This window comes from Peptacetobacter hominis, assembly GCF_006861675.1.
GTDB lineage: Bacteria > Bacillota > Clostridia > Peptostreptococcales > Peptostreptococcaceae > Peptacetobacter > Peptacetobacter hominis.
Genome location: NZ_SGJB01000001.1, coordinates 149,430 through 162,137, shown reverse-complemented (window position 1 = coordinate 162,137; position 12,708 = coordinate 149,430). Strand labels below are relative to the sequence as shown.

At 33.2% G+C, this 12,708-nt stretch carries 10 protein-coding genes; 1 reads left to right on the top strand and 9 read right to left on the bottom strand.

Going from position 1 to position 12,708, the window contains the following annotated elements:
* Positions 1-3: 3 nt before the first annotated feature.
* The 6 genes from ybaK to EXD82_RS00720 all read right to left on the bottom strand — a co-directional run bounded on the left by ybaK (position 4) and on the right by EXD82_RS00720 (position 6,745).
* On the bottom strand, positions 4-474 hold the full coding sequence (gene ybaK, locus EXD82_RS00745) for a Cys-tRNA(Pro) deacylase (protein ID WP_174919124.1): 471 nt from the start codon (positions 472-474) through the stop codon (positions 4-6).
* Positions 475-513: 39 nt separating this feature from the next.
* Positions 514-2,535, bottom strand: a complete 2,022-nt coding sequence (locus tag EXD82_RS00740) for a YgiQ family radical SAM protein (RefSeq protein ID WP_142534997.1) — start codon at positions 2,533-2,535, stop codon at positions 514-516.
* Positions 2,536-2,550: 15 nt separating this feature from the next.
* Complete coding sequence (locus tag EXD82_RS00735) at positions 2,551-3,060, bottom strand: PaaI family thioesterase (protein WP_142534996.1); 510 nt, start codon at positions 3,058-3,060, stop codon at positions 2,551-2,553.
* Between the two features lie 15 nt (positions 3,061-3,075).
* Positions 3,076-3,807, bottom strand: a complete 732-nt coding sequence (locus EXD82_RS00730; protein ID WP_142534995.1) for a hypothetical protein — start codon at positions 3,805-3,807, stop codon at positions 3,076-3,078.
* A gap of 146 nt (positions 3,808-3,953) precedes the next feature.
* Positions 3,954-5,252, bottom strand: coding sequence for a S1 RNA-binding domain-containing protein (locus EXD82_RS00725; RefSeq protein WP_142534994.1), 1,299 nt, complete (start codon positions 5,250-5,252; stop codon positions 3,954-3,956).
* Between the two features lie 137 nt (positions 5,253-5,389).
* Positions 5,390-6,745, bottom strand: coding sequence for an MATE family efflux transporter (locus EXD82_RS00720; protein ID WP_142534993.1), 1,356 nt, complete (start codon positions 6,743-6,745; stop codon positions 5,390-5,392).
* A 174-nt stretch (positions 6,746-6,919) separates the two neighbouring features.
* Here EXD82_RS00720 and EXD82_RS00715 point away from each other — a divergent pair, with 174 nt between their 5' ends.
* Entirely contained in the window at positions 6,920-8,056 is a 1,137-nt protein-coding gene (locus tag EXD82_RS00715) for an SLC13 family permease (protein ID WP_246081978.1), read from the top strand.
* 54 nt (positions 8,057-8,110) lie between these two features.
* Here the strand turns inward: EXD82_RS00715 and dinB are convergent, their stop codons facing one another.
* From dinB to EXD82_RS00700, 3 genes are all read right to left on the bottom strand, one after another.
* Entirely contained in the window at positions 8,111-9,190 is a 1,080-nt protein-coding gene (gene dinB, locus EXD82_RS00710; RefSeq protein WP_142534992.1) for a DNA polymerase IV, read from the bottom strand.
* Between the two features lie 132 nt (positions 9,191-9,322).
* Positions 9,323-10,834: a DUF1846 domain-containing protein gene (locus tag EXD82_RS00705; protein ID WP_142534991.1), complete on the bottom strand. Its 1,512-nt coding sequence runs from the start codon at positions 10,832-10,834 to the stop codon at positions 9,323-9,325.
* A 277-nt stretch (positions 10,835-11,111) separates the two neighbouring features.
* Positions 11,112-12,620: a 4Fe-4S dicluster domain-containing protein gene (locus EXD82_RS00700; protein WP_142534990.1), complete on the bottom strand. Its 1,509-nt coding sequence runs from the start codon at positions 12,618-12,620 to the stop codon at positions 11,112-11,114.
* Positions 12,621-12,708 lie beyond the last annotated feature (88 nt).

Here is a 12,708-nt window from a genome sequence, read left to right as displayed (position 1 = left end):
AATCTATTTTATTATATCTGCAAATTTACATTCTGTAAGTTTCTGAAGATCTTTTGGTGAAAGTTCCACCTGATATCCTATCTTTCCTGCACTTACAATCATTGTATCAAGTATTTCTGCAGTATCATTTACAAATGTTCTGTACTGTTTTTTCATTCCTATAGGAGAACATCCTCCTCTTATATATCCGGTTACTTTATTTATATCCTTGACATGTATCATCTCGATATTTTTTTCTCCAGCAGCTTTTGCAGCCTTTTTCATATCAAGAGATTCATTTACCGGAATTACAAACACAAGAAATTCCTTGCTGTGTCCCTGTGCGACAAGTGTCTTATAAACTTCACTATAATCTCTACCTATACTATCGGCAACAGTTACTCCGTCTACATGATCCTTATCCACCGGATACGAAAGTTCCTTATGCTCTATTTTATTAGCATCAAGTATCCTCATAGCATTAGTTTTTACCATTTTTGATTTTGCCATATGAAATCACCTTCTGTCATATCTTTATCTTTTTGTGCGTTTACCTGATTTTCTAGAATTTCCGTTTTTACTGTTTCTTTTACTTTCTGTATTATTTCTTCCTCTATTTCTATTGTCCTTGCTTCCTGTTTTTCTGTTGTCTTTTTTCTTGTTATCTGATGATTTATTATTTCTTTTTCCTGATGATTTTTTCTTTGAAGATGAGGCTGAATTTCTTCTGTCTCTTGATTCGTCGTAACTCCAATCACCTTTTCTCGGTTTTATAAGACATTTAGGACCATATCCTATAAGATCTTCTCTGTTTGTTCTTTCCAGTGCTTCGTGAACAAGATCGTAGTTTTTAGGATTTGAGAACTGTAAAAGTGCTCTCTGCATAGCCTTTTCGTGTCTGTCTTTTGGTATATATACAGGCTTCATATCAAGAGGATTAAGCCCTGTATAAAACATCGCCGTAGAAAGTGTTCCAGGTGTAGGATAGAAATCCTGAACCTGTTCAGGCTGATAATGTGTATCCCTTAAAAATTCCGCAAGTTCAACCGCATCATCAAGCTCACATCCCGGATGACTTGACATAAGATATGGGATAAGATACTGTTTAAGTCCCATCTTTTCATTTATTTCAAAGAATTTTTTTCTGAATTTATCATATGTCTTTCCGGCGGGCTTTTGCATATAATCTAGAACTCTTTCAGAGATATGTTCAGGAGCTACTTTAAGCTGTCCACTTACATGGTGTTTTATAAGTTCCTTTATGAATCTGTCGTTCTTTTCAGCCATTACAAAATCATATCTTATTCCGGATCTTACAAATACCTTTTTTACTCCGTTTATATTTCTTACTGCTCTTAATAAGTCTATATAATCGCTGTGATCTGCATTCAGATTCCTACAAGGCGAAGGATACAGGCACTGTCTGTTTTTACATGCTCCATGTGTAAGCTGTTTTTTACATGCAGGCTGTCTGAAATCTGCTGTAGGACCACCGACATCATGTATATATCCTTTGAAATCCTTCATCTTTGTCATTTCTGTAGCTTCTCTTACTATAGACTCTTTGCTTCTGCTCTGTATTATTCTTCCCTGATGGAAAGTTATCGCACAGAAAGAACAGCTACCAAAGCATCCTCTATTGCTGACTATACTAAATTTAACCTCATTTATAGCAGGTATTCCACCGTCTTTTTCATATATAGGATGGTACGCCTTCTGATATGGAAGATCGTAAACAGCATCAAGTTCTTCTCTTGTAAGTGGTCTTTCCGGTACATTCTGAACAAGGTATTTATCCCCGTGTTTCTGAACAAGCACCTTACCCCTTATAGGATCCTGCTCTTCATACTGAATTTTAAACGCTTCAGCGTACTTTCTTTTATCACTTGCAACTTCTTCATGTGATGGAAGAAGTATATAATCATCATATATTTCATCCAGTGCATCTGCTATATAACATGTACCGTTTACATGTCTTATATATTTAGGATTGAATCCATCATTTATGGCATCCGCAACTTCTACTATCTGTTTTTCACTCATCCCGTAGATAAGCATATCAGCTCCACTATCTACAAGGATTGAATTTCTTACTCTATCGTTCCAATAATCGTAGTGTGAAAATCTTCTTAAACTTGCCTCTATACCACCGATTACAACAGGTATATCTCCGTAAATCTCTCTTATTTTGTTGCAGTATACTATTACTGCTCTATCTGGTCTTTTGCCCATTTTTCCACCTGGAGAATAAAGATCGTGATCTCTTCTTCTCTTGCTCACAGAATAGTGGTTTACCATAGAATCCATATTACCTGAATTTACAAGAAATCCGAGTCTCGGTCTTCCAAATTTCATAAAATCTTTATCACTTTTCCAGTCAGGCTGTGCAATTATTCCTATCTTGTATCCCGCGTTTTCAAGTACTCTTGAGATTATAGCCGTTCCAAAACTGTGGTGATCCACATATGCATCACCGGTTACAATTGCAAAATCGACTTCTTCCCATCCTCTTTCACGCATATCATCCATACTGATAGGCAGAAATTTATTTTCCATCAATTCACCTCCATTTTATTTTTTATCAGGTATTTCTATATATTCTACATCGTCGGGATTTTCAAACCATTCATCGCTTCCAAATTCTTCCCCTGCAATCATATCTATAGGCATTTTCATATATTTCCCATGTGCAGTAGCTGCTATATCCCCATTTGAAAGAATAATCTCACCTGTTCCCTCAAATAATTTTCTGTTCTCTTTTGTTATTCTTCCTACAACATATATTTTCTCATCTGTAGGAACCGGTTTTTTATATTTTAATTCCAGAGAAACCGTTACTCCCCAAACCTGATCATCACCTATACTGACAGCTCTTCCTATTGTTTCATCCAGAAGTGCTGCGGATATTCCTCCATGAACTCTTCCCGGATAACTTTGATGCCAATCTTTTGTATTGCATACACATACAAGTTCTCCATTTTCAAGTTCATAAAAATCTGATTTTAAGCCAAGTTCATTTTTATTTCCACAAACAATACAGCTTTTACCTATATTCTGTTTTTTTAATACCTTATATATCAAACTCCATTCCCCCTTTTATATATCTTTTATATAGAAACTAAGAATTATGCCGACAACTCCAATTATTCTCATTATGAACACGATAAACTCCATAAGGAATCCATCCTGAAGTTTCTCTACCCCGCTAATGCCTAGAATCTCCTTTGGATATACAAATAGTATTACACCAATAAATGTGAGAAGAAATGGTACAAATATCATACTATAGAAATTAAGCATCTCTTTTCCACTTGAATGATACATTATTGCAGATTCAATGAGCTTATATTCAAATGGCACCTGATCTTCATATTTAAAATCGTATTTAAGCTCACCGGTCTCCTTTGATATCGATATTACAGATTTTAAAAGTTCACTCTGCAGTTTATCATCTATTCTGAACTCTTTATTATTGAAAAGCTTCATAACTATGGTATTATGACTATCATTTGTACTTATATAAGTTGCCATATTGTCTTTACTTTTCAATATATAATCACTGTTGTATCTTCCTTCCATATAGATACCGGTATTCCGTTCCTCACCACGTCTGGTTTCTATAAGCTCATACTCTGTTCCATCTTCACATCTTATCTTTGATGTATTTCCGTCGGTCCCCATATACCTATATCTCTGATTATCTACTAAAAAAGTCTCATATCCTGTATAAACACGACCTATTATAAAAATATTTATACATATAACCACGAGCATCATAACAGAAAATACTCTGTCTTTTCCAATTCTATCAAGAACTCTATCTATCATAAGTAAATTCCTGCCTTTTTTTAATATTGTACCTCTTCTGTTTTATCTGTAATTATAAAAGGCTGCCTCTATACATTCTACCCGAATTTTAAAAGCAGCCTTTCTATAATAATGCTCTATTCTATTTCCAGATTCAATCAGAAAGATTATTCAACATCCAGATCCTTGAATTTATCTTTGAAAAGCTCTCCAAGACTTCCAAGAGAATCTTCAACTTCAAGATATTCACTTATATCCTCTTCAGGCTCTCTTTCTGCCTCTTTTTTTGATACAAGCATTCTCTTATCAGATGGTTTGAAGTTTAATACTTTTACTTTTACTTCATCCCCTACATTTACAACATTCTGAACCTTTAATACTCTATCTTCGCTAAGTTCAGATATTGGAAGATATGCCTCTACAGCATCTCTTACTTCAACGAATGCACCTTTATCTATTATTCTAAGAACTTTAACAGTTATTACATCGTCTACCTTTATTTCTTCCGCTGCAAGTTTCCATGGATCATTGTTTATATCTTTTAATGCAAGAGCGAATTTTCTTTTTTCCTCATCTTTTCCAAGAACGTATACTTCAACTTCCTGTCCTTCTGTTACGTAATCCTCTACATTTTCAACTCTATGCCAAGAAAGATTTGTTTTGTGTACAAGACCTTCTATGCCACCGATGTCAACAAATGCTCCGTATTCCATAACTTTAGTTACTTTTCCAGATTTTTTCTGACCAACTTCAAGAGAATCAAACATAGCTTCTTTTTCAGCTTTTATTCTGGCTCTTTCTGCTTCTCTTTCAGCTTTAACTCTAGCTCTTTCCGCTTCTCTCTCAGCTTTTATTCTAGCTCTTTCCGCTTCTCTCTCAGCTTTTATTCTAGCTCTTCTTTCTTCTCTTTCTTTATCTATTCTTTCCTGAAGAACTTCTCTTCTTGAAGCAACAGCTCTGTTTCTTCTTCTATCAAGCTCTTTTACATATACTTCAAGTGTTTTTCCTTCGTACTCTTTTGTATCTGTTACAAATTTTGTATCTAGCTGAGAAATAGGTATAAATAATTCCTGAGTTTTATATGCTGCAAATATACCTCTTTCTATAGCTTTTACACCTGTAACAGTAAGTATTGTCTTTTCCTCAAATGCTTTTTTAAGCTCTGCATAATCATCTTCTCTATCAGCTTTAAGTTTTGATATTCTTATAGTTGTATCTTTGGGGTGTATTTCTGTAACTATACCAGTTATTTCGTCACCTACGTTATATACATCAGATGCATATACTCCTTTTTCAAGGTTAAGCTCTGATGCAGGTATTAGTCCTATGAACCCCATATTTAAATCAAGTGTTATCTCATCATTGTTTATAGATGTAATTTTTCCAGTTATTTTTTCTCCAGGAGTTACTTTTGACATTTCCTGTTCCTGCTGCTCAAGTAATTCCTGCATTGTTAATTCTTCCATGTTGAAACATCCTTTCAGTTATTTTTTGTAATCATAATATCTGTTACTTTTTATACACTTAGTATTATACCATTTTTTATGACCTATTTTCACATTTATTTTCATTATTTTGATAATGATATATCTGTATATATAATTTACTCTTTGTTTAGAAGATTTTTTCTGTAGAATATACTGAAACATATGGCTGTAGATATAACAGCAAGTATATCTGCTATAGGTTCAGCAAGAAATACGGCAAAAAGTTTATCATCCATAATTGCAGGAAGTATAAATATAAGTGGAACAAGAAGTATTATTTTTCTAAGCATTGCAAGTATAAGCGAAATCTTTGCCTTTCCAAGAGATAGAAATGTCTGCTGACATGCTATCTGTATACCAAAAATCGCCATTCCTGCAAAATATATCCTCATTGCCCACGATGTAAATTCTATAAGTTCCGCGTTACTGCTGAAAATTCTTACAAACATCTGAGGGAATATAAGGCACATAGATACAGTTACTAATGTAAACAATAGACACGTTTTCAAAGAAAGTATAAATGCCTTTTTAACTCTTTTTATGTTTTTAGCTCCATAATTGTAACTTATAATAGGCTGCGCACCCTGCATTATCCCTATAAGTGGAAGTGTTACCATCTGCATAATACTGCTCATAACTGTCATGGCGCTTACTGCTATATCCCCACCGTACATCTGAAGTTTTGTATTCAATGATACAAGAACCAGACTTTCTGTAGACTGCATTATAAATGGAGATACCCCCAAAGAAGTAATAGAAAGTATTACCTTCATAGATGGCTTCATATTCATTATTTTTAATTTAAGAATTGTCTTTTTCCCAATAAGGAATAAAAATACCCATATTGCTGATACACATTGTGATATTATTGTCGCAAGTGCAGCTCCTTTTACGCCCATATTGAATCCGAATATAAATACCGGGTCAAGAATTATATTAAGTGCAGCTCCTATAACAACTGTTATCATACCCATTTTTGCAAACCCCTGAGTATTCAGGAAAGGATTCATCCCAAGTGCAATCATTACAAATATAGTTCCTATAAGATATATTCTCATATAATCCATGGCATACCCTATTGTATTATCACTCGCACCAAACATCCATAAAATATCTTCGGATGTAATCTGGAAAAATACAGTAAGTACCACTGCAATTATTATCAGCGATATAAATGAGTTTCCCATTATTTTTTCAGCAGATTCATTATCCTGCTCTCCCATTTTTATTGCTGCAAGAGGTCCCCCTCCCATCCCTATAAGTGAAGAAAATGCACTTATAAGTGTTATTATAGGAAATGCAAGTCCTACTCCAGCCATAGCAAGTTCTCCTCCCGGCATACGACCTATAAACATTCTATCTACAATGTTATAAAGTACATTTACAAGCTGTGCTATTATTGCGGGAACAGCCAGCTTTAAAAGAAGTTTTCCAACTTTCTCTGTACCAAGCTCTGAACTTTTATTATCCATTTTTTCACCTTCTTATATTATTTGATATGAAATATATTATATCATATTGCAATCATTTTAATGATTATTATTTTATGTATAAACTGTTTAAACCTCTTTATAGTATAGACAAACATTTTAAATATGATAAAATATACTAGCATTTATATTTTATCATTCATGGAGGTTTTAGGTTTGAATTTAAATAGAATTTCTTTTTTTAGACGTGTTTTGGATTTTTTAAAAAAAGAATCCGTTATGACAATTGCAGTCATACTCGCTGTTTTATCATCATTTATATCTTCCCCAAAAATGGAGTACATAGATTTTAGGGTGCTTATACTTTTATTTAATCTTATGATAGTTGTATCTGCATATAGAAAACTAAGTGTTATGGATAGTATTGCAGTTTCTATACTAAAAAAATGTAACAATTCATCTACACTTTCATTTGCACTTGTTTTTATAACATTCTTTTCGTCTATGATAATAACAAATGACGTGGCACTTATAACATTTGTTCCACTTTCACTTATAACACTTGAAAAAGCCGGAATAAATCCAATAAAAACAGTGGTTCTTCAGACTATAGCTGCAAATCTTGGAAGTTGCTTTACTCCTATAGGAAATCCTCAGAATCTTTATATTTATTCGTTTTATTCAGTTCCATCTGCTGAGTTTTTCCGTATAACCGGTGTTATTATACTGATATCAGCTATTGTTCTTGCTGTTGTTACACTTATTTCAGATAGAAATAATCTTACAGTGGATATAAAACCTATTTATCCAAGCTCAAAAACAGATACAATTGTTTTTTCAGCACTTTTTATAATAATTCTTTTATCTGTATTCAATGTCATAGATTATAAAATAGTTTTACTTATAACTATTCTAACTGTATTCATTGTTGACAGATCTCTTTTTATGAAAGTTGATTATGCTCTTTTGATTACATTTATCGGATTTTTTATATTTATAGGGAATATATCGGCTGTACCTACTGTTAGAGATTTCATGTCCTCTCTTTTAAAAACTCCAGAGAGTACATTCTTTACTTCGATAGCAATGAGTCAGATTATAAGTAATGTTCCTGCTACAGTTTTACTTTCAGGATTCACTGACCATTTCAAAGAACTTTTACTTGGCGTAAATATCGGTGGTATGGGAACTCTTATCGCATCCCTTGCAAGTCTTATATCATATAAAATATATGCGGCAGAAAACAACGAGGAAACTTCTGCATACATGAAAAAATTTACTCTATATAATATCATAGGACTTTTAATATTTATTCCTGCAGTTTATTTTCTTGCAGTTCATACAATATGGTAAAATAAAAACCTGAATCGGCTCGTTTTTTGCCGTATTCAGGTTTATTTTTTGCAATTATTTTATATAGTCAAACAAGGTAATCTCTTCTTCTATATCTTCTACATCAATAAGATTTGAAACTGAAACTCCAAATAATCTTATGGAATCACTTGTATCTTCTATATTGTTTATCAGTTCCCCTATACAGAATCTTATTTTCTCATTTTCATATATATATTTGTCCAGACTCATGCTTCTTGTTATCGTTCTGAAATTGCTGAACTTGACTTTTAGTGTTACTGTTTTGGCTGCCTTTGATTCTTTTTTCATTCTAAGTGTTACATCCTCACACAATTCATCAAGTATTCCGATTGTTTCTACATCATCTATATACATATTATTGTCAAGTGTAGTTTCTGAGCCTATTGATTTTCTTGTTCTTTCCGCTTCTACCGGTCTATTGTCCACTCCTCTTGAAAGATTATAAAGTTCATAACCTCTGTTACCGAATATTTTTTCAAGTTCATCAAGCGGTGTCATCCTTAGATCATACCCTGTATCTATTCCATGATTTTTTAGAACTCTTTCTGTAACCCTTCCAACACCGAAGAATTTTTTTACAGGAAGCCTATCCAGAAACTCCTGTGAATTCTCTTCTGTTATTACCGTCATACCGTCTGGTTTTCTGTAATCTGAGGCTATTTTGGCTATAAATTTATTGTATGATACTCCTGCTGATGCGGTAAGCCCTGTTCTAAGTTTTATTTCATCTTTTATCATTTTTGCTATAATAACATGGTCTTCTATATCAAGTTTGTTATTCGTTACATCAAGAAATGCCTCATCAAGCGACAGTGGTTCAACAATATCTGTATACTTATGAAATATATTTCTTATTATCGAGGATATTTCCTTGTATCTATCAAATCTTGGTCGTATAAAAATCGCATACGGACATCTTTTATAAGCTTCTCTGCATGACATTGCTGAATGTATTCCATATTTTCTTGCTTCATATGAACATGTACATACAACTCCCCTTCCTTTTGGAGAACCTCCTACGACTATCGGTTTCCCTTTCAAAGTCCTGTCATCATTCTGCTCAATAGATGCATAAAAAGCATCCATGTCTATATGTATAATTTTCCTTTTCATAAAACCACCCTCTAAATTAATGTATTACAGCAAAATAAAAACAGCAGATGATATGATTTATTTATCAATCGAACTGCTGTTTGTAGCATTAACTATATAATAACATATTTATCTACGTCTTTATAGTTTATTTTATACATAATATAGGTTCTGAGATGCAAACTCAGGATCACATGTAACATCTATTCCAAGTTTTTTAAGAGTCTGCTCATCATCTTTTGACATCATTACTGTTGAATGAGCCTGACATCCTCTAAGTTCTGAAAGTTTTTCAAGTGCACACTGTGCAATAGGATTTGTAACTGCACATATACTTAATGCTTCCAGAACTTCCTGGCAGCTTAGTGCTTCATTCTTACTTGAAAGTATATCTGATTTTAATTTAACTATCGGATCAAGTATTGCTCTTGATATAAGATGCATTTCATCAGGTATATTTCCAAGAGATTTTACTGCATTAAGAAGAAGTGCTGCAGATGCATTCATAAGTTCTGAACCTTTACCTGTAAGTATTGTTCCATCATTAAGCTCTATTGCCATTACAGGACATATATCATTTTCATCGTTGCTTCTTTCTTTTAGAACATTACTGTATTTTCTTGCTGGACTTACTACTTTTCTGTCTTCAGGTTTAAGGTTTAGCTCTTCCATTATAAACTGCATTCTCTGGTATGCGCCTTTATCTACCTGACCTCTTTTGAAATCACATGCAGTGTTGAAATATCTTCTTATTATTTCCTCTATTGAAGCTTCTTTAACTGCTTCATCATCAACTATACCAAATCCAACTCTGTTTACACCCATATCTGTTGGAGACTGGAACATTGACTCTTTTCCTGTTATTTTCTCTATTATCTTCTTAAGAACTGGGAAAAGTTCAAGGTCTCTATTGTAGTTTACTGCCATTTCACCATATTTTTCAAGGTGGAATGAATCTATCATATTGACATCTTTTAGGTCCACTGTTGCCGCTTCATACGCTATATTAAGAGGATGTTTTAGTGGTACATTCCATACAGGGAATGTTTCGAATTTTGAATATCCAACTTTGTTTCCTCTTTTGTTTTCATGATAAAGCTGACTTAAACAAGTACCTAATTTACCACTGTTTGGTCCTGGAGCTGTAACAACTACTATTGGTTTAGTTGTTTCTATATATGGGTTTGCCCCAAATCCCTCTTCACTTACTATTGTATCTACATCTGATGGATATCCTTTAGTAGGACCATGTTTATAAACTTTTATACCTCTTTTTTCAAGCTTGTTTATAAATACTGTTGTTGCAGGCTGTCCCTCAAATCTTGTTATAACAACACTGTTTACATCAAGCTCATATGATCTAAGATCATCTATAAGTCTAAGTACTTCCATATCATATGTAGTACCAAAATCTCCTCTTACTTTATTTCTCTCTATATCTCCTGCATAAACACATATTACAACTTCAACAGAATCTTTCATATGGCTAAGAACTTTTATTTTTGCATTCTCATCAAATCCCGGAAGAACTCTCTTTGCGTGAAGATCTGCTATAAGCTTTCCACCGAACTCAAGATAAAGTTTATCAAAGTTGTTTACTCTTTCTAATATGTATTTTGACTGTTCCTGTAAATATTTTTCGTGGTCGAATCCTATTTTTCTCATGTCTATAACCCCTTTCTTTTCCCGAGAACTTTTGTCCTCCTTTAAAAACATAATCGTTATTATACATTTTTTATTTTTAATTTTCAATAGGTAAAACATTATTTTTGCTTTTTAAAATTAAAAACACCTTTTCATATTCATAAAATTATATTGCTTTTATTTCCCGGTACATAAAATTATATTGTCCTTATTTCCCGGTGAATATTTTCCTGATTTTCCCGCATCAAAAAAGAACTGCTATTCAATAAACAGTTCTTCTTTTGATTTTTATATATTATTATAGATTTCTTTCAAGATTTATATTTTTATACTCTTCAAGAATTTCATTTGAAAGTACTGTTTTCATAGTAGACTGTGCATTTTTCTTGTCAAAAGAAGGTTTAGCCTTCATCATAGACATAAATTTACCGGCACCGTTTATACATCCACCTTCACACATCATACCTTCTATGAAGTTTCCACCAAGTCTGTTGACTTTAGCCATTGTCATAACTTTCTTAGCTTCTTTTCCACCAGAAATTTTTACAGGTTTGAATTCAACATTTACCTCTGAGTCATTTACATAGTTTTCTATAGCTTTTGTAAGTCCTCCAGCTGCACCGAATCCTCTACCGAATATAGAAGCATCATCTACATCTTCACTCTCACATTTTGCGAATTCTATACCGAATCCTTCAAACATCGCCATTATTTCTTCAAATGTAAGAACGTAGTCAACTGCTCCTGCAACATCAGGTCTAACAGCCTCTTTTTTCTTTGCAGTACAAGGTCCTATAAACACTACAACTGCCTCAGGGTCCATATTTTTTATATATCTGGCTGTTGCTATCATTGGAGATACTGTCCCTGAAACCTTATCTTTAAGCTCAGGATACATTATATCAACATAGCTTACAAATCCTGGACAACATGAGTTTGTCATCATTGTATCTCCATTTTCCATTCTTTCAGCAAATTCATTTGCTTCGTGAACAGTAACAGCATCTGCTCCACATGCAGCTTCGTACATATCTTTGAATCCAAGTGCTTTTATAGCATTTTTAACCTGACCATAAGTTATTATCTGAGGAACCTGTCCTGTTATAGCTGGTGCAACTATTGCATATATATTTTTTCCACCTTCTTCAAGCATTCTTGCCACAGGTGCTATAAGACTTCTATCTGATATAGCTCCAAATGGACATGCAGACATACATGAACCACAGTTTACACATTTTTCTTCATGTATTTTAGCTTTTGATGTATCCTGATCTATATCAAGAGCTCCTGTAGGACATACAGATTTACATGGTCTTATTATTTCTGCTATTGCATCGTACTGACATGCTCTTTTACATGCACCACATGATTTACATTTATCATGATCTATATAGGCTCTTCCGTTTATATAGTATATCGCATCAAATTTACATGCTTCCTTACATCTATGTGCAAGACATCCTCTACATAAGTCAGTTACCATAAAATCATTTATAGGACAACTGTCGCATGCAGCCTCAAGTATGTATATTATCTGATCTCCCTCAGATATTTTTATATCATCTATATTTACATCTCTATTCTCTTCTGTATTTGGGTCTATATCTACAGCCATTCTTGCTCTTTCAAATGCTATTTCTCTTTCTTTATATATACAGCATCTGTAAGTGGCTTTTTTCCCATGTATTACCTTATCTGGTATCTTATCAAGATTTTCCTTTGTAAGTTCATCTTTTCTTGCATATTTTACTATTTCAACAAGAATATCATGTTTTAATTTTTTTAGCTGTGTTTCAAACTGAAGCACTTCTTTTCCCTCCTTAATAAATCAAACTCCACAATTCTTCAACCTTTTACGTTTAATAATTATAACATATTTTTTCAATATTTTAATG

Coding starts and splice junctions, on each gene's coding strand:
- ybaK (WP_174919124.1), bottom strand. CDS start 474: ATGGTAAAAACTAATGCTATGAGGATACTTGATGCTAATAAAATAGAG.
- EXD82_RS00740 (WP_142534997.1), bottom strand. CDS start 2,535: ATGGAAAATAAATTTCTGCCTATCAGTATGGATGATATGCGTGAAAGA.
- EXD82_RS00730 (WP_142534995.1), bottom strand. CDS start 3,807: ATGATAGATAGAGTTCTTGATAGAATTGGAAAAGACAGAGTATTTTCT.
- EXD82_RS00725 (WP_142534994.1), bottom strand. CDS start 5,252: ATGGAAGAATTAACAATGCAGGAATTACTTGAGCAGCAGGAACAGGAA.
- EXD82_RS00720 (WP_142534993.1), bottom strand. CDS start 6,745: ATGGATAATAAAAGTTCAGAGCTTGGTACAGAGAAAGTTGGAAAACTT.
- dinB (WP_142534992.1), bottom strand. CDS start 9,190: ATGAAAAGGAAAATTATACATATAGACATGGATGCTTTTTATGCATCT.
- EXD82_RS00705 (WP_142534991.1), bottom strand. CDS start 10,834: ATGAGAAAAATAGGATTCGACCACGAAAAATATTTACAGGAACAGTCA.